The sequence below is a fragment of the Rhizomicrobium palustre genome, assembly GCF_011761565.1.
In the GTDB taxonomy this organism is placed as follows: domain Bacteria; phylum Pseudomonadota; class Alphaproteobacteria; order Micropepsales; family Micropepsaceae; genus Rhizomicrobium; species Rhizomicrobium palustre.
Genome location: NZ_JAASRM010000001.1, coordinates 2152703 through 2173050, shown reverse-complemented (window position 1 = coordinate 2173050; position 20348 = coordinate 2152703). Strand labels below are relative to the sequence as shown.

The following is a 20348-nucleotide window of genomic DNA, read 5'->3' as shown; positions in this document are numbered from 1 at the left end:
CATCCCGAAGGTTCGGGATGACAGCCTTCAAATCACCCCAACAAAATTTTCCGCACCGCCCCTTCCGGGTCATCGACCATGCCGCAGGTCTTGTCGAAGACCATAGCCTGGTTGCGGATGGGATCGCTCGGCGTCCAGGCAAGGCCCGGCTGGCTGGGATTTCCCGTGCGGGCGAAATTGGCCCAGGCGGTCGCCATCTTCTTGGCGATGGCGCGTGCTTCCGCCGTATCGCCCGTCGCCTGTTCGCAGCGCTTGGTATTGTCGAAGCAGAAGGCGAGCTCGGCGGTGTGCCATGCCCCCAAAACGCCATCCAGCATCGGCGATTGCCAGCTGAACCAATATTGATAGACCGGCGCAGCCCCGAGATCATATTTCAGCTTCGCCATACGCGTGATGTTGTTGCGGATCGCGAGCCCAGCCACACCATAAGAAAGCGTGCGGATCTGTTTTTCGGGATGGGCCTTCTTCATCGCCGCCACCAGCGCATCGGCTTTCTCCGGCCCATAGCCTTTGGCAAGACTCTCGCGCCATTCGGCCTCCGTCGGATTGTTGTGATAGACACCCGCCTCTTCGCTGACCGAGCCGATCAACATCGGCACATTCTTCGAGACGGTGGGCGCTGCATCCTGGAAGGAACGCAGGGTGATGATGTTGCCATCCAGCGTCGGAGACCAGCCAACCCGCGGCGTGGTCGGCATCGGCCCTGGCGCGAAAAAGCCTTTCCAAGGCGGGTTCATCTTCGCCGCCACGGCATTGCCCGCCGCGAAGAGCTTGGCCCATTCGATCTTTTGCAGCGCCCCTATGTCTTTCGGCCCGATGCCAAGCTCCTTCACCACCTGACGGGCAAATTCCTTGGACATATCACCCGTCGGGATCAGACCGCCGCCGCCCGATTGTACCGAAGCGCGATGAAACAGCCCCGCCGCCGAATTCATGCCGAGCAGCGTCGTCACCTTCGAGCCGCCACCCGACTGGCCGTAGATCATCACTTTATTGGGATCGCCGCCGAAATTGGCGATGTTCTCCTGCACCCATTTCAGCGCGAAGACGAGATCGGTCATGCCGACATTGACCGAGCCTTCATAGGCCGCGCCGCCAATCTCGGAGACATCGAAGAAGCCCAGCGCATTGAGGCGGTGATTGACCGAGACCTGCACCACATCATGGTGACGGGCCATCTGTGCGCCTTCATGACTGGGGAGTTCATAAGAGGAGCCGAAGGAAAATCCGCCGCCATGGAAATAGACCATCACCGCGCGGCTGCCCGACAGACTAGGCGTCCAGATGTTGAGCTTGAGCATGTCTTCGCTCATCGGCCCATCATCCCAATCCTGCAAGAACGACTGCTCGATCGAAGTGAAATCGTGCAGGTTCTGCGGACAATTATCGCCATAGACCAGGGCAGGATATTCGCCTTCCCATTTCTTCGGCGCCTTCGCGGGCAGCCAGCGATTTTCGCCCGCCGTGGTCGCGCCATAAGGAATGCCTTTGAAGGTGAAGACACCGCCTTCAACAAACCCGCGCACCTTGCCGTATTGTGTCTTGGCGATAGCGCTACGCGGTGTGGAGCAGCCACCCGGCGCGGAATGGGCTGCGGTCTTGATGCTGTCGCCTGCCTGGGCCGCAACCGGCATGGCGATACCCGCGCTTGCCATCGCTGACAGCAGCATGGCGTGGCGGCGGCTTAATCCTTTTGAATTCTCGTCCTGCATGAGTTCCTCCCGCTGTGGTTATTTTGTCTGAGAATACCCCTTTCGCGAGAACAGAAAAACCACAAAGAAAAACCCCGGCAGTTGCCCGCCGGGGTTCGTTCGTCACAGTTGCGTGTGCGACCCTATCGGATAAGCCGGTTTGTGGCAGCCACGAAACGCCCGCAGCACGTCAGATGGTCGAAGGCCTCTTCGACCGTACTTGGAATATCGATGTGGGGAATGAACCCTTTGCCCCGCGGGCCATAGCCGCTGTCATCGTCTCGCAGGCGTGGGATTTCTCCCAGCAACAACTCCAGGAAGCGCTGCGGCGACCACATATTCGAATTGGGCGGATTGCGAAAAATGACATCCTGGCCCGCGTCCATCACCTGCGGTCGCCAAACGGGCCAATTGATGATGGACGTGCGGCCGCCGCCCTCAAAGGCGCGGCGAAAGCAGGCGTCGGTACGCCGCTGCATGAGAGGATCCTGGATCAGCAACAATTGCGATGGATGAATGCCGCGATCATCCAGAAGCGCTTTGCTGAAATTGGCGTTCTCGGAGCAATTGGTAGACCGCGCCTCCACCAGAATCTGATCCGCAGGCATGCCTAGAAACTCGACTGCGAGATCGTGCAACAGCCTTGCTTCGCTGTGACCTGACGATTGCAGATGACCATAGAGCGGATGCGCTGCAATGGCCGCTTGCAGCAGGCGCGTCGAATGCCCCTCCCCACCGGATAAAAGGAGCGGAGCACCGAGTGCCAAAGCCTTTTCTACAGCGCCTTCCAAGGTCCACAGCATGGCGTTGCCAGCCAGAACAACAACCTCAGCCGCTTCGGCAGGATCATCCTCGAGCGCCAGAAAAGCCGCGATGGCATTGATCGCGTCGACATCCTCGGGCGCCACACCCACAAACGGACCAAATTTTCTCATCGGGTAACTATACCGCGCAAGCGCGCAGCCCCAAAGAAAAACCCCGGCAGTTTCCCGCCGGGGTTTCGCAGTCAGAATATCGTGCGCGGATCAAGCCTTCAGGCTGGTCAGCACTTCGTCCAGCATCTTCTTGGCATCGCCAAAGAGCATGCGGTTGTTCTCTTTATAGAAGAGCGGATTGTCGACGCCGGCATAGCCCGACGCCATCGAGCGCTTCATCACGATGGAGGTCTTGGCCTTCCACACTTCCAGAACCGGCATGCCGGCGATGGGAGAGGTGGGGTCGTCCTGTGCCGCCGGGTTCACGATGTCGTTGGCACCGATCACCATGGCAACATCGGTCTCGGGGAAGTCTTCGTTGATCTCTTCCATTTCCATGACGATGTCGTAAGGCACCTTGGCTTCGGCCAGGAGCACATTCATATGCCCTGGCATACGGCCCGCCACCGGATGAATGGCAAAGCGCACATTCACGCCCTGGGCGCGCAAGGTCTTGGTGATTTCAAAGACCGTGTGCTGGGCCTGGGCCACCGCCATGCCGTAACCCGGCACGATGATGACGGACTTCGACTCTTTCAGCAGCGCCGCGGTATCCACCGCGCTGATTGGAGTCACCTCGCCCTGCGGCTCGCCGTCCGGCTTCTTAGCCGCCGTGCCGCCGCCGGTACCAAAACCGCCTGCGATCACGGCGAGGAAGTGACGGTTCATCGCCTTGCACATGATGTAGGAGAGAATGGCGCCCGAGGAGCCGACCAGCGCGCCCACCACGATGAGAAGGTCGTTGGAGAGCATGAAGCCGGTCGCCGCCGCCGCCCAGCCGGAATAGCTGTTCAGCATCGAGACCACCACCGGCATATCCGCGCCGCCGATCGCCATCACCATATGAACGCCGAAGATCAGCGCCAGCACGGTCATGATCACGAGCGGGAGCCACGCGGCCTGGATCGCCGCCATCTGGTCTTCGCCCGCGCCCTTGGCCACGAACTCATAGCCGAAGTAGATGACGATCAAGAGGATCGCGAGGTTGAGGAAATGGCGCGCCGGGAGCAGCACTGGCTTGCCGGTGATCTTGCCCGAGAGCTTGCCGAAAGCGATGACCGAGCCCGAGAAGGTGACGGCGCCGATGAGGATGCCGACATAGATCTCGATCAGGTGGATGATGTGCTCGGAGCCTTCAAACTTGATCGAGGTATCGATGAAGCTCGCAAAGCCGATGGTGCAGGCCGCAAGACCCACCAGGCTGTGCATGATGGCGACGAGTTCTGGCATTTGGGTCATCTTCACGGTCTTGGCCGCGAAAAGACCGATGCAGCCGCCGACCGCCATCGCCCCAACGATGAAGGCAAAGCCGTTCGGCATGACAAGGCGCCAAGTGTCATGCACGCCAGCGCCCATATCGACAATACGCGTGCCGAAGATGGTGGCGATGACGGCGATCGCCATGCCGATGATGCCGTACCAATTGCCGCGGCGGCTGGTTTCCGGGTTGGAAAGCCCGCCGAGCGACAGGATGAAAAGAATGATGGCCCCGATATAGGCGACCGTCGTCAGATTTGCCGGAACGGCGAAATCCATAAGAGCGTTCATGGTGCGGTCCCCCGGATTATTTCTGGAACATCATCAGCATGCGCCGCGTCACCGCGAAGCCGCCGAACATGTTGATGGTGGTGAGCGCAATGCCGACGATGGCGATCCAGCGGATCAGATCGTCAGGCCGCACCGTGCCCGGTGCCACCTGGGGAGCTATCTGAATAAGCGCACCAATGGTGATGATTGAGGAAATGGCGTTGGTCACGCTCATCAGCGGGGTGTGGAGCGACGGCGTCACATTCCACACCACCATGTAACCGACGAAGACCGCCAGAATGAACACGGTGAAGTGGCCGATGAAGGCCGCGGGCGCGCCATAGCCGATCAACGCGAAGAGACAGGCACCTGCCAGCATGGTGAAAGCCGTACCGGCGCCGGAGCTCTTCTTTTCCTCAGCCTTGGCAACCGGCGCGGCTGCCTTGGGCGCTGGGGGCGCGGGCAGTTTCAGCGGCGGCGCGGGCCAGGTGATTTCGCCTTCCTTGATCACGGTAAAGCCGCGGATGGCATCGTCTTCCATATTGACGACGATCTGACCGTCCTTGGCTTTGCAGAGCTCTTCGGTGAGGCGGAAGAGGTTGGTCGCATAAAGCGTGGAAGACTGTTTGGCGAGGCGCGACGCCAGATCGGTATAGCCGATGATGGTGACGCCATGCTTGACCACGGCCTTATCGGGCTCGGTCAGCTCGCAGTTACCGCCACGCTCGGCCGCCATATCGACGATCACCGAACCCGGCTTCATCGAGGCCACCATCTCGGCAGTGATGAGGCGCGGCGCGGGCTTGCCCGGAATAAGGGCCGTCGTGATGATGATGTCGACCTCTTTGGCCTGCTTGGCATACATCTCGCGCTGCGCAGCCTGGAAGCCTTCGCTCATCACCTTGGCGTAACCGCCGCCGCCTGAGCCTTCTTCCTCGTAATCGACTTTGACGAACTCGCCGCCGAGCGACTTGACCTGATCGGCCACTTCGGCGCGGGTATCATTGGCGCGCACAATGGCGCCGAGACCAGCCGCCGTGCCGATGGCCGCAAGACCGGCAACGCCAGCACCTGCGATGAACACCTTGGCCGGGGGAATCTTGCCTGCCGCCGTGATCTGACCGTTGAAATAGCGCCCAAAGGCGTTGGCCGCTTCGATCACCGCGCGATAACCGCCGATGCCCGCCATCGAGGTCAGGGCGTCCATCTTTTGCGCGCGCGAGAGCAGACGCGGCACGCAGTCCATGGCGAGGACGGTAACCTTGCGCTCCGCCAGAGCCTTCATCAACTCCGGATTCTGCGCCGGCCAGATGAAGCTGATCAGGGTTGCGCCCGGTTTCAATTGGGCGACTTCACCCATCTCCGGCTCGCGGACCTTGAAAATGATGTCTGACGCCGACCAGATTTCAGCGGCACTAGCTACGACTTTTGCTCCGGCATTCGTGAAGGCTTCATCGAAAAAGCTGGCACCCTCCCCGGCACCCTTTTCGACCGTCACGGAAAATCCGAGCTTTATGAGTTTTTCGACAATCTCCGGCGCGGTTGCGACCCGCTTTTCGCCGGCAAACGTCTCTTTCGGTATTCCGATGGTTTGAGGCATGGTTCACGCATCTCGTTGGTTGATCGAGGGCAACGGCTCCCTCATACGGGCCACGGATTTGAGAGCGTAATTGGGCCGCGATACGCAGCGATACAGACGAAACGGCCGAAAACGCCCCCAAATTTAGCCAGGAACCGGCATAGCCCAAAATGTCACCCTGCGGCAACGCGACGGACATGCGGCATTACACCCTCAAAGGGTGCATTTTCCAGGCATGATTCGGTCGGGCGATCTTACAGGCTTTGCCAGCGCTGTCGTACGCGCAACGATGACAAAAACACCTTCGACGGTTCAGCTATGGGTGCGAAACGCCAGGAGTAAAAGCAGCAGCAGACCCAACCCTAAGATGTGCCATTTGGCGAGGGAGAGGAAGAGACGCCAGGTGCGAAGCTGTTCGCCCATTTCCATGGTGGCGCGGGTTTCATCTTCGTCTTCGGCCATGGCCTAAAATCCGCCTTTCGGGGGCGAGTATAGCAGACCCGCCCTCTCTACAAAGGCTGAGGAGGCCCGTGGGGGATTAGCCAAAATCGACTTCATCCGGCGACCTGGACGGATCTGAATGCTCCCAATCGGCGAGGAGCGCCCTGAGCGCGGCCACCAAGGCCAAGGGCTGATCCAGCATGACATGATGCTGGGCTTGGGGGATTTCGACCACCGGGGCCGAACGCCCGAGCAAATTGAACATGAATTCGCCCACGGCAGGCGGCATCAGGATCGAATTCTCACCCCGGAAAATGGCGATTCGGCATTTGGTGTCGCGTAAGAGCGCCGCCATGTCGCCGATGGAGAAGTTGCGCCAGATCTGCGGATCGAATTTCCAGGTATAGCCCTCGCCCGCCTCACGTAAGGAATGGCGCGCGACGTAATCCAGGATGAAGAGGTTATCGCAGGTCTGGGGTGGCAGAAGCCGGAAGCGGCCCAGCGCCGTGGTCATGTCAGGATAGATATTATGTGCCCGGAAGGTGGGGGTGCCGGGGCGCGGGCGGTCCGGCGGATTCACCGGGGCGTCGAGAATCACCGTGCCCGCCAAGCGCTCGCCATAAAGCGCGCCCGCCAGGATGGTGACGAAGCCGCCAAAGCTATGGCCCAGGATGACCGGCGGCTCGGCCACGGAGAGCATGCCGGAATGCTCGCACACCGCCAATGCCTCGGCCGCGAAGCCTTCCATAGAATAGCCGCCGGGGCGCCATTCGCTGTCGCCCATGCCCGAAAGATCGATCGCCGCCACATGATAATCCCGCGACAGGAAGGGGGCGATGAAGCTCCACCAATAGGCGTGGGCAGCGTTACCGTGAATCAGAAGCAAGCCAGGCTTGGACGGATCGCCCCAGCGCAAGTAATGAATACGCGCGCCGTCCACCATGACATGTTCGTGCTTTGGGGCGACGGCCACCACCTCGCGAAACCACTTCGGGGCCTCTGGCGGGCGCCCGGCGAGGCCCGCCAAGGGGGTTTCAAGCTCGGGGAAATCGATCCTGCTGACTATATCGTCACTCATGGTCAAAAGCTTGCATACTGAGGCGCCTATCTCAAGCGGCGGGCGGAAAATCAGCCCTTTTCGCGCCGCGTCACGCATGCTCCAGCGAAGTTGCGGCGAAATTGCGGGGGAGCGAGCTCCAGCCTCTTCCCACCCCGTCTGAAGCTCAGAAAACACGGACGCCAAAACGTTAATCGTATGTTCACCAAACCATCCTGCAGCCCCAGATAACAGGCGGGAGGTTTGAGTTAGCACTTTCTTTATGCACGCAATTGTGTGCCAGCCAAGGACAGAATTTAAACAGACCTTTACCCTCTTCGCGCCAGGATGGCCTCCTCAGTATCGAGGACGAGATGGCCCAGACCATTCTGATTGTTGATGATGATCCCGTGCAGCGCCGCCTATTGGAAGCGGCCATCAGCCGGTCGGGCATGACAGTGGTGACCGCCCCGGGCGGCGGCCCGGCCCTCGACCTCATCAATGGCCCCAAAGGCGAGCAAATCGCCCTGGTCCTGCTCGATCTCATCATGCCGGATATCGACGGGCTGGAAGTCCTGTCCAAGCTGCGCGTTTCGCACCCCGATCTGCCGGTGATCGTGCTGACGGCCAAAGGCGGCATCGATTCCGCCGTCGAAGCCATGCGCGCGGGCGCCAACGACTTTCTGGTGAAGCCCGCGAGCCCCGAGCGCATCGCCGTCTCGATCCGCAACCAACTCAAGATCGGCACCCTCTCGGGCGAAATCACCCGCCTGAAGAAGAAGACCGACAACCGCCTCACCTTTGACGATCTCATCGCCAAATCCGACGAGATGCGCCAGGTGGCAAGACTTGGCGTGCGCGCCGCGCAATCCACCATTCCGATCCTGATCGAGGGCGAAAGCGGCGTCGGCAAGGAACTCGTCGCCCGCGCCATTCAAGGCTCGTCGGACCGTTCGGGCCGCCCCTTTGTGGCAGTGAACTGCGGCGCCATTCCGGAAAACCTGATTGAATCGATTCTCTTCGGGCATGAGAAAGGCGCCTTTACCGGTGCCTCGGAACGCCATCTCGGCAAGTTCCAGGAAGCCGATGGCGGCACACTGTTCCTCGACGAGATCGGCGAATTGCGCCTGGACATGCAGGTGAAGTTGCTGCGCGCGCTGCAGGAAGGCGAAGTCGATCCGGTCGGTGCCAAACGGCCCGTCAAGGTCGATGTGCGCATCATCTCGGCGACCAACCGCGATCTCGCCGAACTCACCAAGGAAGGCCGGTTCCGCGAAGACCTGTTCTATCGCCTCAACGTCTTTCCGATCTTCGTGCCGTCTCTGCGCGAGCGCAAAGACGATATTCCTGCGCTGGCCCGCCATTTCATCACCCGCTTCGCGGTGGAAGAGCATAAGCCGGTCGCGGGCCTCACCCCTGAGGCGGCCGATCTTCTGGAACGCTATTCCTGGCCGGGCAATGTGCGCCAGCTTGAGAATACGATATTCCGCGCCGTGGTCTTGTGCGACGGCTCGTTGCTCGACATCTGCGATTTCCCGCAAATCGCATCGGCCATGGGGGTGGAAAGCCGCCCGCGCCGCGCCTCTGCCGTTGCCGACGCACAAGCCATTCAGGCCGCGACCTTTGCCCCGGCCTTGCCGCAATCGCCTTATGCCATGAGCATGACCGGCCCCGACGGCCATATGCGCCGCATGGAAGATATGGAATCGGAGATCATCCGCACCGCCATCGCGCGCTATGACGGCCACATGTCGGAAGTCGCCCGCCGCCTCGGCATCGGCCGCTCGACGCTTTACCGCAAGCTGAAGGAATTCGGCCTGGAACCGGAAGAAGCCCAGGAAGAAGAAAAGCCACAGAGCGAAGCGCGTAAAGTCGGCTAACGCATTGCGCGCTTCGAGGCCGCGCGCCACGAAAGCCAATTCTATTTTTGTAGTTTGTTAAGCGCGCGGCACCTCAGCATGACGCGAGTTTTCATGCTCCAACATCGTTATGCTGAAGTGCGAGCCGTGCAGAACTTTCCGTAATCATCGCGATGCGCTTGAGGCGGCGAGCCTCGAAGCACGCACCAAGGCGGGGAACTTGCGCCTTACCGCATCCCCAGCGCGGAGAGGTAGAGATCCAGCATGGCTTCGGCTTCCTGGAAGTCGGCCTTGTCCATTTTACGCAGGCGCACGACCTGGCGCAGGATCTTCACATCAAAGCCTTCGCCCTTGGCTTCGGCATAGACTTCCTTGATGTCATCCGAGAGGGCCTTCTTCTCTTCTTCGAGACGTTCGACGCGATCGACGAAGGAACGAAGACGTTCTTTGGCAAAGCCGGACTTGGCCATGAGAGCCTCTCGAATGATCTGACTGCTGGGGGCGCGGAACCTACCCCCCACCCTGCCCGAAAGGCAATGAGAGAAACGCGCCTAGCTGTGAGTCGTTTTTCTGGACATTTGTCCCATATCGGCCAAGGCGGCCTCTAGAATCGGGGCCAGTCTTTCGGCCATTGCCTGGGCAGCGGGCTCTGTCCCGATCAGGTCCTGGCGAATCTCGATCAGGACATGGGGCAGCCCATTCTTGGTGCCATGACGGTTCAAGGTGTCGTTCTCGAGCGCCCCCGAATAGGGCTCGTTATCGCCCACGACGAATCCTGCCCCAGCCAAGCGGTTCATTAAGGGCTGCGCGAGGCGGCCATCCCTGTCCCACAGAACCCCGATTTCCCAAGGCCGGGGCGTAGTTTTCCAAACCGGTGTAAAACTATGCAGGGAAATCAGAATTGGCACCCGCCCCGCATCCCGCAAGCGCGCCACCATAGCGGCGATGGCAGTGTGATAGGGCGCGTGGAACTGGGCGATCCGCCGATCGATTTCCGCATCATCCGCATGGCGATTGCCCGGGATGACGCTGCCGTCGGAAAGCTTCATGACCAAAGTAGGATCATCCACGCCACGGTTGAGATCTACCAGCAGCCGCGACCAACGAGCGAGGAAGGCAGGCGCCCCAAAACGAGCGGCCAAAGCGCGCACAACCCATGCGGCTCCGATGTCATAGGCTATATGGGTCGCCAACAAATCTGGGGCCAGACCTAAGCCGCCATACGCCTCTGGAAGGGCGTTTGCCGCGTGATCGCAAAGGAAAATCAACTCTGATGCCGAATTCACAGGCGGAATGCACTGAAAAGGCGCTAAGATTGGCTCTGTCATCGTCATGTAATGTTCTAGAACTGCGGCACTTCGGCAAGCCCGTAGCCCCCGCAGAACCACCGAACCTCACTATGGGAAGCCCGCAATTGACGCCCTCCCCATATTGCGCGACATCCTGACAACAATATGCGCCTCGCAATTGCCCTGATTTTGCTCTTTACGGTGTCCGCCCGTGCCGACTTCGCCGTCTGCAACAAAGCAGACGTCGCGGCCAAAGTGGCACTGGGTCAGTACAATGGGGTCGCCTGGGAGAGTCAGGGCTGGTGGGTAATACCGTCGCGAAAATGCGAGACGCTTCTGACCGGACGACTTACGGCTCGCTACTATTACCTCTTTGCCACGGATGGCGAGTCCGGCACCTGGAACGGGAGCACCAACTTTTGCACCTCGGCCCAGGAGAAGTTCACCATCGCCGGGCGAGGTAACTGCGCGGCACGCGGATACGACCGCAGAGGCTTCTTTGCGATCGATACGGGCAACAGCCCAAATTGGAAACAGTCACTATCTGATTAGGAACGCGGAACAGGATTCATGAGGCGCAGACGTAAAACAAAGATTCTCGCGACGCTTGGCCCGGCCAGCTCGACCCCCGAACGGCTGAGGGCCCTCTTTGAAGCGGGCGCCGACGTGTTCCGCATCAATATGAGCCACACGCCGCATTCGCAGCTTGCCGAATACTATCGCATGATCCGCGAACTCGAAGAGACGGTGGGCCGCCCAATCGGCATCCTCGCCGACCTTCAGGGTCCCAAGATCCGTCTCGGCACCCTGCCGGGCGGCCAGCGCGAAGTGCATCGCGGCGACAAGCTGCATCTCGTCCTGAAGTCCATCGTCGAAAGCGGCGATGACATTCCGGTGCCGCATCCCGAAATCTTCGCAGCTATTCAGCCGGGCGAAAGCATCCTGGTCGATGACGGCAAGATCCGCCTCAACATCGTCGATGTCGATAAAGAAACCGCCATCGCCGAAGTGATGAATGACGGCTTCCTGAAGAACAAGAAGGGCGTCAACCTGCCCGATACGGTTCTGCCGATCCCGGCGATGACGCCGAAGGACCGCTCCGACCTCGACGCCGCGCTTGCGGTGGGCGTGGATTGGATCGCGCTCTCCTTCGTGCAGCGCCCCGACGACGTCGCCGATCTGAAGAAGATCGTCAACGGCCGCGCAGGCTGCCTTGCCAAGATCGAAAAGCCCCGCGCCATCGAATGGCTGCCGGAAATCCTCGACGTCTCCGACGCTCTGATGGTGGCCCGCGGCGATCTCGGCGTGGAACTGCCGATGAATGAAGTGCCGGGCAAGCAGAAGTACATCACCAAGCTCGCCCGCAAGGCCGGCAAGCCAGTCGTGGTCGCGACCCAGATGCTGGAATCGATGATCACCGCGCCGGTGCCGACCCGCGCCGAAGTGACCGACGTCGCCAACGCCGTCTATGACGGCGCCGATGCGGTGATGCTCTCGGCCGAAAGCGCCGCCGGTCAGTATCCCATCGAAGCCGTGACCATGATGGACCGCATTGCCACCACCGTGGAAGGCGATCCGGAATACGTCCTCCAGATGGAAGGCAAACGCAATGAGCCGGAATCCACCACGCCGGACGCCATCATGGCGGCCGTCCACGAGGTGACCAAGACCATCCAGGCCCGTGCCATCGTCTGCTGGACGAACTCCGGTTCGACGGCTCTTCGTGCGGCCCGCGAACGTTCGGATGCCCCGATCATCGCGCTCACCCCGCGCATCGAAGCCTCGCGCCGCCTGGCGCTGGTGTGGGGTCTGCACACGATCTACACCGACGACGCCCAGGACCTGGACGATATGGTCGAGCGCGCCACGCGCTTTGCCTATCTCGAAGGCTTTGCCAAGCCCGGTGAACGCATCGTGGTGACCGCCGGCGTGCCCTTACGCACCTCTGGCGCCACCAACATGCTGCGCGTCGCCTTCGTCGGCCCGCAGAAGTAAATTTCGCGAAAGCGAAGATCGATCAGGGCGCGGGAGCACATCCCGCGCCCTTTTTGTTTCATCGCTGGGCCAGCCATCCTGGCTATGCGGAAAATCCCGCACGACAACGGCGCGTCATACCGCCACAGGCCAGATTTTGGCTCAACGGGAAGTTCACGTCAAAAATAAGTCCTCCCTTTTGGCACATGGGGAAAGCCAAATTTTCCAGTCACTTACGACGCACCTCGGGCAGGTCGTTTGCAACACGAACAAAATGCCGTTCAGTACAGGGAACGTCATTTCGTGCAGGTTGTGCCTGGCGTTCAATTCCACACGCCGCGCTTAAGATTCGTAAAGTTCCTACCCGCATTTTCCCTAGCACAGGAAAACGCCGCGCTTGTCCGCCGCGCTCTATCGCGCGGCAGGCATTCCGGCACGCGAGGACATTACCGTGCGATTTAAAGATGTAGCAGTCAGTAAAAAGCTATGGGGCGTTTTCGCGCTGCTATTGGCGGTGACGATCGGGCTCGGCCTCTTCGCCGTCGCAAGCCTCTCAGAGGTGAACAATAATTCCGTCGAAGTAAGGGATAACTGGCTGCCCGGTCTCGGCGATCTCAGCCAATTCGAATACAACATGACCCGCGCGCGGGTTGCCCAGGCCAATTTCGCCATGGCGTCGACAGACGCCCAGCGGGTGGCCATGACAAAATCCATCGCCCGCTACCGCGCCGAAGCCGATGCCTATTGGGCCAAATACGCCGCCAGCATCGATGATGGCGAAGAGCGCGCACTCGCCGACAAGATCGTAGCAACCAGGCAGGAGTATGAGCCGCTTCAGGACCGGCTGGACGAGATCATCAAGACTCAAGGCCGTGATGCCGGTGTCGCCTTCTTCCTGGGTGAGATGCGCGCCAAGTATACCGTCTTTATCGCAAGTGTTGAGAAGGACGTCGCCTTTAATCGCGCCGCCGGTATCGCGGCGGGCAACAAAGGTGCCCAGACCTATGCGATCGCCAGGATCCTTATTCTTATAGCGCTCATCGTGGCAGCCAGCCTCTGCGTCGTGGCCGCGATTGTCCTGGTACGGGGTATTTCCAAACCGCTCACGACCATGACCGAGGCGATGAGTGAATTGGCGCGCGGCCATCTTCAAGCGCATGTGCCTCATGCTGATCAAAAAGACGAAATCGGCAAGCTGGCCGAAGCAATGACCAGCTTCAAAGACCAGCTTCTTGAAGCTGAGCGCGCCAAGGAAGAGCAGACGAAGGTGATTGTCTCCTCCATTGGCGCAGGGCTTGATCATTTGGCGCGCGGCGATCTCACCCATCGCGTCACGGCAAATCTTTCGGGCGCCTTTGCCAAGTTGAAGGGTGACTTCAACAGCGCGATGGAGCGGATGCAGGACACGGTGAAGAACGTGCTCGACACCAGCCACCAAATCGCAGGCAACGCCGACGAGATTTCGAGCGCCGCCGATGACCTGTCGCGCCGCACCGAACAGCAGGCCGCCTCCCTTGAAGAGACCGCTGCCGCGCTGGAAGAGATCACCGTCACCGTCAAAAAGACGGCCAGCAATGCCCGCGAGGCCTCGCGCAGCGCGACAGTCGCCAAACAGGCTGCCGAAAGCAGCGGACAGGTTGTGAAGACCGCGGTGACGGCGATGGATGCCATTGCCCAATCCTCGCAGCAGATCACCGACATCATTGGCGTGATCGACGAGATCGCCTTCCAGACCAATCTTCTGGCCTTGAATGCGGGCGTTGAAGCGGCGCGCGCTGGCGATGCGGGCAGGGGCTTTGCCGTGGTGGCAAGCGAGGTGCGCGCGCTCGCCCAGCGCTCCTCCGAAGCGGCCAAGCAGATCAAAGGTCTTATCGCAACCTCCAGCGCCCATGTCGGCGAGGGCGTGAAATATGTCGGCGAGACCGGTCAAGCCTTGAAGCGCATTGTCGATCAGGTGCTGGAGATCAATGGTCTCGTCGGTGAAATGGCCCAAGCCGCTGAGCAGCAATCCACCGGCATCGAACAGGTCAATGCCGCCATCAGCCAGATGGATCAGGTCACCCAGCAGAACGCCGCCATGGTGGAAGAATCCACCGCTGCCTCGCGCAACCTTGCTAGCGAGACCAAAGCCCTAACCCAGATGGTCCAATTTTTCTCGGTCGGCGAGACGCGGGCTGCAGCCCCTGTCGTGGCACGCCCCGCACCCGTCGCAACGCGCCCCACACCCGCGCGCAAAGCGGTGGCGCTCCAGCCCGCCGGTCACAGCCGCACAGCCGCGGCGGTGGCGGTTGCCGAGGCCGCGCCGCAGAACGATTGGGAAGAGTTCTGAGCGATTGCTCTGCCTAAATCAAAAGGGCGCCAGCAACGGCGCCCTTTTTTTATGGTCCGTGTTTACGGCACTGGGCGGCCTGTATTCTGATCGCCATAGCGCTGGCGATAGAACTCCTGAATCTTCTGAAGCTGCTCTTTGCTCATGCCGTCTTTCAACCAGCGATGGCCGGGTTGGCTGTAGACGTATTTGTCCATCAGCTGCTTATAGAGTTCATCGCCTGCGACCTCTTTCACCTCGGGCAGGAATTTGAAGTAGAAGCTCTGCGCCACCTCATAGGTGCCGTGCCACCAGGCGTAATCCGGGCCCGACATCGCCGCACCATGGCGCGCACGGCGGCCTTCATGATGCCAAAGCTCGAAATAGGTCCATTCAAGTTTCTCATCCATCGGCGCCTGCGAGAGCTTCTTCGCCTTATAGAGTTCCGACATGATATCGGCGGCGGGCTTGGCGAATTTGTCGTCATAGAGGTCGACGAGATCATCGAACTGCTTATAGAAGCCCTCCACCTGCCCGCCCGCATGGCAAGAGGTGCAGACGTCTTTCATCTGATTGCGCCGGTCGTCCCAATGCATCACCTGGGTGACTTTGCGCGCCTTACCGTCCTTACCCGCAACGCTATCGCCCACCTTCGGCAAAGGCTTGCCTTCCGGGATATCGGTCTTTGAGCCATCGTCAAATTCGACAAGATTGATCTTGGTCGAGATCGCGGGGCGCAAGGTCCAGCTAAGCCGGGTGCCGACATCATGGGTCACCGGTTGGCCGCGCGTGGCCCCCATATGGCAGGTCGCGCAAGACGGGGCCGCCATGTAGTCGACGCCCGGAATCCAGGCTTTGCTGTTGATGTTCAGGCGATCCTTGTTGGCCGACCACAGAATGCCATGCTTGGATTCGTTATAGACCTCGATCTGCGGATGGTCGGGACCCAAGTGGCACTTACCGCAGCTTTCCGGCATGCGCGCTTGCGCTTTGGAGAAGGCGTGACGGGTATGACAAGCCGAGCAACTGCCCGCACTGCCATCCGGATTGATGCGGCCGATACCCGTGTTCGGCCAGGTTGCGGGCTCAAACTTGCCGCCCGGCAGCACCTTCACGGTCGAGCCATGGCATTGCTGACAACCCGCCGCCACCGCGGGCGGGCCGCCGATCACATCGCCTAAGAAATTGTCGACCGAGTTCAGAATGTCGGCGGCCTTGGCGTGATGGCTGCCCGCCTGCTGCGCGACTTCTTTCTGATGGCACTGGCCGCAATCCTTCGGGGAGACGATCACCGCAATGGTGGAACCGTTATGCTCGAAGGCGTCCGGGTCGGATTTATCGGCCTTATGGCAATCGAAACAGCCGATGCCCTGCTTGGCGTGCTCGCTGTCATGCCATTCGGAAACGAGGGCGGGATGCAGCGCCTTGTGGCAGGTGATGCAGGTCTCGTTCACCTTGGCGAAGGGCGAATGATAGCTCGGCTTGGCAGCGGCCTTGGGCGCCGCCTGTGCCGCCGCTTTGGCTTGCGGCTTGGCGAGGGCTTCAAAACTTGAAGGCGCCACCGTGAACAGCAGCAACAGCCCTAAAGCTAATGCCGAAAAAACATAAGCCGCTGCTCGCATGGCAAGCCCCCAGTAAATCAGCTTGCCTCATTATTACCGCAATCCCCGCTTGTCGCGAAAGCAACAAACGATAGAAATCCTGGGTTGTGGACGTGTGTATATGCTGAGCTAAATCCCCTGCCCTTCGACTTCGCGCGATAGCCCATCGATATGGCGCTGCAAACCCTCGTATTGAGGATCGAGAGCGATGGCCCGGCGATACATCTTCAAGGCACCGGCCTTGTCGCCATAATCCTCCAGCATCTCGCCCAACTCAGCCATGGCCGCGAAATGGCGCGGATTCAGTTCCACCGCCTTTTGCAGCGACACCATAGCGGCGCCGTCATCGCCCGCCTCGGACTGCATCAGGCCGCGCTTATGCCAACCCTCGGCGTAATGGGGCGCGATGCTGGTGACAGACTCATAGAGGTGGCGGGCAACGTCTTTGTTGCCAGCCGTGAGCGCGGCCGAAGCCCGCCCCATGAGAAGATCGATGCTAGGACTGCCGGAATTCAAAAAAGCCGCGAGAATCTGAGTCTCCAGCGGCTTGGCATCTTCGGCATTCTCGACCGTTTTAAGCTGGCCGAGGAGCTTATCCAAGAAGGACTGTGGCGCAGGCTTGCCCGGCGGCGCCGCGAGGGCGCCAGCCGTAAACAGACATGCGGCAAAGAAAGCCAAGATACGCATCACACAAGCCTAGCGCAGCCAGAAAAGCGCGCAACAGCTTGTAACCCGGGACATGGCCCCGAATTAACTGTCGCGATTAGCCCTGGCGCGCTTTGAAGCGGGGGTTCTTCTTGTTGATGACATAGGTGCGGCCGCGGCGGCGGATCACGCGACAGTCCTTGTCGCGGGCCTTGAGCGAGCGGAGGGAGTTACGGATCTTCATGGCACGCCTTTTGAAATTCCAGACATTTGCGCGAGTGGTCCCGCCCAAGGAGGCGCGGTTCTAGTCGGCAGGGCATGAGGTGTCAACTGTGGGGTTTTCGTCGCAAAACCGAGGGGCCTGTGGTCTATAGGGAAGGCGCGGGAAATGACCCAATTTAAGCCAAGGGGGCGCGAGTATTGTGCGTGGCGTTGTCCTATTTCTAGCCTATCTCTTATCTTTGGCCCTGATAGCCGCCTCTTATGGGGCGCAAGGGGCGACAATTTCGGGTGCGGCGGGCGTGCCGGTGCCTACCCCCTCCCCGCTGGCGGAGGATCAGGCTTTTCAGGCCTTTTTGCTGGATTTCCGCCCCCAGGCGCTGGCGGCGGGGATTTCGGCGGCTACCTATGACCAGGCGGTGGCGGGAATCAGTCGCAATCAGAAGGTGGAGGACCGTAACCTCAACCAGCCGGAATTCTCCAAACCGATCTGGGCCTATCTCGATAGCGCGGTATCGCCGCGACGGGTTTCGGATGGCCGTGCGGCGATGAGCGCTAACGAAGAGGCGATCAGCAAGATTTCCACAAGATATGGCGTTCCAGCGGAGATTCTCACCTCTATCTGGGGAAATGAGAGCGATTATGGGCGGGGCGCCGGCAGCTACAAGATGGTCGAGGCGCTCGCGACTCTGGCCTATGCGGGCCCGCGCATCGATTACGCCCGGCCCCAGCTCCTCGCCGCCCTCAAAATGGCCGAGCAGGAGCATTACGATCCCGCCGCCATGACCAGCTCCTGGGCGGGCGCCTTTGGCCAAACCCAATTTGTGCCCACCACATTTCTCTCCAGCGCCGTGGACGGGGATGGCGACGGCAGAATCGATCTTTGGCTGAATGTGGCTGACGCCCTGGCCTCCACCGCCAATGTCCTCTCCCGGGCGGGATGGGTGGCCGGAAAGCCTTGGGGCTATGAAGTCACCCTGCCCCCCGGCTTTGCCTATGAAGAAGCCGATCTCGACATCACCAAGCCCGTCTCCGCCTGGACCAAGGCCGGAGTGAAGACCGCCGCCGGAACCGAACTGCCCCAATCGGGCGATCCGGCGTCGCTCTTTCTTCCGGCTGGCGCGCGCGGCCCCGCCTTCCTGGTCTTCCCTAACTTCAAAAGCGTGCTGAAATATAACAACGCCGCCTCCTACGCCTTGGCGGTGTGTCTCTTGGGCGATCAACTGAAAGCGGCAGCGGCTGGCGCATCTCCCACCGCACCCGTGGCGGGGGCTTGGCCGCGCGATCTCGCCCCCTTGTCGCGCGATGAGCGCCTCGCCTTGCAGGACAGCCTGACAAAGCTCGGCTTTGATATTGGCAAGGTGGATGGGCTGATCGGCGCCAAATCCCGCGCCGCAGTCCGCGCCTGGCAGAAGGCCCACGCCCTGCCCGCCGATGGTTTCGCCACCGCCGAGATTCTCACCCAAATCGCGATGGAAGCAAAGAGCAAGACGGCGACGCCCTAATCCGCACCTCAACCTATCCGTCACGGCCGGGCTCCGACCCGGCCATCCATGAATGCGCCGCACCGCTTTCTCCGTTGTGCCAGTCTCTTCCACCGACTGGATGGCCGGGTCGGAGCCCGGCCATGACGAAGAGGTGGCAGACCTCATACCGCAGGGGCTTTTTCCTTGCCCCTCATCGCCCCCTCTGAAATAGGTGGGAGATGGTTGATCCTCTGCAGCTTGCGGGTTTGTTCGTGCTGGCCTTGGTGGCAGGCACTATCGATGCCATGGCGGGCGGCGGCGGGCTTTTGACCGTGCCGGGATTGATGGCGACAGGCATTCCGCCGGTCTCGGCGCTCGCCACCAATAAGATGCAGGCGATCTTCTCCTCGCTCAGCGCCACCTATCATTTCTGGCGCGCGGGCAAGCTGCATGTGCGCCTGTTATGGCGCCCAGCGCTACTCTCCATGTTTGGTGCGATGTGCGGCGCGGCCTATGTCAGCCTGATCGATCCCAGCCTGTTGAAAGCCTTGGTGCCGTTTCTCTTGATGGCGATTTGCGGCTGGCTGCTGCTCAGCGCGGATTTCGGCAAAGAGCAACGCGCGCCGCGATTTTCGTTTTCTACCGTCGCGCTCACACTGGTACCCCTGGTCGCCGCCTATGACGGATTTTTCGGCCCTGGCACAGGCACGTTTTTCGCGCTTGGGCTTGTGGCGCTGGCAGGGTTTTCGCTCGATCAAGCCACCATCCAAGCCAAGCTCTACAACCTGATGAGCAATTTTGGCGCGCTGATCTTCTTTCTCGTCAAAGGCCATATCGTCTGGCCTTTCGCACTGGTGATGGCGTGCGGCATGGTTGCAGGCGGGCAGATCGGCGCGCGCATGGTGTTGAAGCACGGCACCGGCCTGATCAAGCCACTTTTGATTGTAACCAGCCTTGGCATGAGTGTGCGCCTGCTCTGGCAGAACGGCACATTGGCGTCGTGGTGGGGCATCATTACCGGGTGAGACGCGCGGCAGGTCATGCTATAGGCCGCCATGTCTGACGATACCCCCACCGTACTCCTCGACCTTGACGGCACGCTGATCGATTCCGAGCCGGGAATCTTATCGAGCTGCAAAGTTGCGCTCGCCACGCTTGGGCACGAACTTGATCTGACGCAGGATTTTTCTGGCATCATCGGCCCGCCGATCGAAGTGATCATGGGCACGCTCTTGAAGCCCTTTGGCGATGATCGCATCGCGGAAGCCGTGAAGGCCTATCGCGCCGAGTATAGCGTCCGCGGCCTCTTCCAAAGCCCGCCCTATCCCGGCATTGAAACGGCGCTGACCACGCTTCGCCAATCGGGCGCGCGGCTATTCCTGGCGACCGGCAAGCGGGTGCAATTCGCCAAGCGGATTTTGGAGCATCTTGGCCTCACCCATTTCTTTGAAGAAATGTATGGCTCCGTCGATGACGGGTCTCTGGATCACAAGCCCGAGCTTCTCGCGCATATCATCGCGCGGCACGATCTGAAGCCCGCGCATTGCGTCATGGTCGGCGATCGCCGCTATGACATCCTCGGCGCCAAGGCCAACGACATGCGATCGCTGGGCGCCTTGTGGGGATATGGCTCACGCGACGAGCTGACCAGCGCGGGTGCCGATGGCCTTATCACCGCCACGGCCGAGCTTCCCGAAGCTGCGATGAAGATGGCGCAGGCCTAAACGCCCTCACCCATT

The 20348-nt window shown here is 60.6% G+C and carries 18 protein-coding genes; 7 read left to right on the top strand and 11 right to left on the bottom strand.

What is annotated here, in order from left to right; all coding sequences use genetic code 11:
- Window positions 1-32: 32 nt before the first annotated feature.
- From FHS83_RS09695 to FHS83_RS09670, 6 genes are all read right to left on the bottom strand, one after another.
- The gene (locus FHS83_RS09695; protein ID WP_167082765.1) at window positions 33-1712 is read right to left on the bottom strand and encodes a carboxylesterase/lipase family protein; all 1680 of its coding nucleotides are present in this window, start codon (window positions 1710-1712) and stop codon (window positions 33-35) included.
- Between the two features lie 122 nt (window positions 1713-1834).
- A complete protein-coding gene (locus FHS83_RS09690) occupies window positions 1835-2626 on the bottom strand; it encodes a YdcF family protein (RefSeq protein ID WP_167082764.1) in 792 nt (263 codons plus the stop codon).
- Between the two features lie 90 nt (window positions 2627-2716).
- On the bottom strand, window positions 2717-4213 hold the full coding sequence (locus FHS83_RS09685) for an NAD(P)(+) transhydrogenase (Re/Si-specific) subunit beta (protein ID WP_208414412.1): 1497 nt from the start codon (window positions 4211-4213) through the stop codon (window positions 2717-2719).
- Between the two features lie 16 nt (window positions 4214-4229).
- Entirely contained in the window at window positions 4230-5792 is a 1563-nt protein-coding gene (locus FHS83_RS09680; protein WP_167082763.1) for a Re/Si-specific NAD(P)(+) transhydrogenase subunit alpha, read from the bottom strand.
- A gap of 291 nt (window positions 5793-6083) precedes the next feature.
- A complete protein-coding gene (locus FHS83_RS09675) occupies window positions 6084-6233 on the bottom strand; it encodes a hypothetical protein (RefSeq protein WP_167082762.1) in 150 nt (49 codons plus the stop codon).
- A 76-nt stretch (window positions 6234-6309) separates the two neighbouring features.
- Entirely contained in the window at window positions 6310-7290 is a 981-nt protein-coding gene (locus FHS83_RS09670; protein ID WP_167082761.1) for an alpha/beta fold hydrolase, read from the bottom strand.
- 332 nt (window positions 7291-7622) lie between these two features.
- Here FHS83_RS09670 and FHS83_RS09665 point away from each other — a divergent pair, with 332 nt between their 5' ends.
- Window positions 7623-9128 carry a sigma-54-dependent transcriptional regulator gene (locus FHS83_RS09665; protein ID WP_167082760.1) on the top strand — a complete coding sequence of 502 codons (1506 nt, stop codon included), beginning with the start codon at window positions 7623-7625 and terminating at the stop codon, window positions 9126-9128.
- Between the two features lie 206 nt (window positions 9129-9334).
- Here FHS83_RS09665 and FHS83_RS09660 read toward each other — a convergent pair whose 3' ends face one another.
- Complete coding sequence (locus FHS83_RS09660) at window positions 9335-9577, bottom strand: DUF2312 domain-containing protein (protein WP_167082759.1); 243 nt, start codon at window positions 9575-9577, stop codon at window positions 9335-9337.
- Between the two features lie 81 nt (window positions 9578-9658).
- The gene (locus FHS83_RS09655) at window positions 9659-10435 is read right to left on the bottom strand and encodes an N-formylglutamate amidohydrolase (protein WP_243846342.1); all 777 of its coding nucleotides are present in this window, start codon (window positions 10433-10435) and stop codon (window positions 9659-9661) included.
- A gap of 126 nt (window positions 10436-10561) precedes the next feature.
- On the opposite strand from FHS83_RS09655, the gene FHS83_RS09650 reads away from it, so the two are divergent.
- The 3 genes from FHS83_RS09650 (at window position 10562) to FHS83_RS09640 (ending at window position 14699) form a co-directional block, all read left to right on the top strand.
- Complete coding sequence (locus FHS83_RS09650; protein WP_167082758.1) at window positions 10562-10948, top strand: DUF1036 domain-containing protein; 387 nt, start codon at window positions 10562-10564, stop codon at window positions 10946-10948.
- An 18-nt stretch (window positions 10949-10966) separates the two neighbouring features.
- On the top strand, window positions 10967-12391 hold the full coding sequence (pyk, locus tag FHS83_RS09645) for a pyruvate kinase (RefSeq protein WP_167082757.1): 1425 nt from the start codon (window positions 10967-10969) through the stop codon (window positions 12389-12391).
- 376 nt (window positions 12392-12767) lie between these two features.
- Window positions 12768-14699 carry a methyl-accepting chemotaxis protein gene (locus tag FHS83_RS09640; RefSeq protein ID WP_208414400.1) on the top strand — a complete coding sequence of 644 codons (1932 nt, stop codon included), beginning with the start codon at window positions 12768-12770 and terminating at the stop codon, window positions 14697-14699.
- Between the two features lie 62 nt (window positions 14700-14761).
- Here FHS83_RS09640 and FHS83_RS09635 read toward each other — a convergent pair whose 3' ends face one another.
- From FHS83_RS09635 to ykgO, 3 genes are all read right to left on the bottom strand, one after another.
- Window positions 14762-16300, bottom strand: a complete 1539-nt coding sequence (locus tag FHS83_RS09635; protein ID WP_167082756.1) for a multiheme c-type cytochrome — start codon at window positions 16298-16300, stop codon at window positions 14762-14764.
- A gap of 108 nt (window positions 16301-16408) precedes the next feature.
- Entirely contained in the window at window positions 16409-16966 is a 558-nt protein-coding gene (locus FHS83_RS09630) for a tetratricopeptide repeat protein (RefSeq protein ID WP_167082755.1), read from the bottom strand.
- 76 nt (window positions 16967-17042) lie between these two features.
- Window positions 17043-17168, bottom strand: a complete 126-nt coding sequence (gene ykgO / locus FHS83_RS09625; RefSeq protein ID WP_167082754.1) for a type B 50S ribosomal protein L36 — start codon at window positions 17166-17168, stop codon at window positions 17043-17045.
- A 178-nt stretch (window positions 17169-17346) separates the two neighbouring features.
- On the opposite strand from ykgO, the gene FHS83_RS09620 reads away from it, so the two are divergent.
- The 3 genes from FHS83_RS09620 to FHS83_RS09610 all read left to right on the top strand — a co-directional run bounded on the left by FHS83_RS09620 (window position 17347) and on the right by FHS83_RS09610 (window position 20333).
- Window positions 17347-18648: a lytic murein transglycosylase gene (locus FHS83_RS09620; protein WP_208414383.1), complete on the top strand. Its 1302-nt coding sequence runs from the start codon at window positions 17347-17349 to the stop codon at window positions 18646-18648.
- 200 nt (window positions 18649-18848) lie between these two features.
- On the top strand, window positions 18849-19634 hold the full coding sequence (locus FHS83_RS09615) for a TSUP family transporter (protein ID WP_167082753.1): 786 nt from the start codon (window positions 18849-18851) through the stop codon (window positions 19632-19634).
- 30 nt (window positions 19635-19664) lie between these two features.
- The gene (locus FHS83_RS09610) at window positions 19665-20333 is read left to right on the top strand and encodes an HAD hydrolase-like protein (RefSeq protein ID WP_167082752.1); all 669 of its coding nucleotides are present in this window, start codon (window positions 19665-19667) and stop codon (window positions 20331-20333) included.
- Window positions 20334-20348: the final 15 nt, after the last annotated feature.

Bases quoted from the DNA above. Each gene is read 5' to 3' on its own strand.
- FHS83_RS09670 (WP_167082761.1), bottom strand. From the start codon at position 7,290: ATGAGTGACGATATAGTCAGCAGGATCGATTTCCCCGAGCTTGAAACC.
- FHS83_RS09610 (WP_167082752.1), top strand. From the start codon at position 19,665: ATGTCTGACGATACCCCCACCGTACTCCTCGACCTTGACGGCACGCTG.
- ykgO (WP_167082754.1), bottom strand. From the start codon at position 17,168: ATGAAGATCCGTAACTCCCTCCGCTCGCTCAAGGCCCGCGACAAGGAC.
- FHS83_RS09680 (WP_167082763.1), bottom strand. From the start codon at position 5,792: ATGCCTCAAACCATCGGAATACCGAAAGAGACGTTTGCCGGCGAAAAG.
- pyk (WP_167082757.1), top strand. From the start codon at position 10,967: ATGAGGCGCAGACGTAAAACAAAGATTCTCGCGACGCTTGGCCCGGCC.
- FHS83_RS09615 (WP_167082753.1), top strand. From the start codon at position 18,849: ATGGTTGATCCTCTGCAGCTTGCGGGTTTGTTCGTGCTGGCCTTGGTG.
- FHS83_RS09690 (WP_167082764.1), bottom strand. From the start codon at position 2,626: ATGAGAAAATTTGGTCCGTTTGTGGGTGTGGCGCCCGAGGATGTCGAC.
- FHS83_RS09630 (WP_167082755.1), bottom strand. From the start codon at position 16,966: ATGCGTATCTTGGCTTTCTTTGCCGCATGTCTGTTTACGGCTGGCGCC.
- FHS83_RS09660 (WP_167082759.1), bottom strand. From the start codon at position 9,577: ATGGCCAAGTCCGGCTTTGCCAAAGAACGTCTTCGTTCCTTCGTCGAT.
- FHS83_RS09685 (WP_208414412.1), bottom strand. From the start codon at position 4,213: ATGAACGCTCTTATGGATTTCGCCGTTCCGGCAAATCTGACGACGGTC.
- FHS83_RS09675 (WP_167082762.1), bottom strand. From the start codon at position 6,233: ATGGCCGAAGACGAAGATGAAACCCGCGCCACCATGGAAATGGGCGAA.
- FHS83_RS09695 (WP_167082765.1), bottom strand. From the start codon at position 1,712: ATGCAGGACGAGAATTCAAAAGGATTAAGCCGCCGCCACGCCATGCTG.
- FHS83_RS09650 (WP_167082758.1), top strand. From the start codon at position 10,562: ATGCGCCTCGCAATTGCCCTGATTTTGCTCTTTACGGTGTCCGCCCGT.
- FHS83_RS09635 (WP_167082756.1), bottom strand. From the start codon at position 16,300: ATGCGAGCAGCGGCTTATGTTTTTTCGGCATTAGCTTTAGGGCTGTTG.
- FHS83_RS09655 (WP_243846342.1), bottom strand. From the start codon at position 10,435: ATGACAGAGCCAATCTTAGCGCCTTTTCAGTGCATTCCGCCTGTGAAT.
- FHS83_RS09665 (WP_167082760.1), top strand. From the start codon at position 7,623: ATGGCCCAGACCATTCTGATTGTTGATGATGATCCCGTGCAGCGCCGC.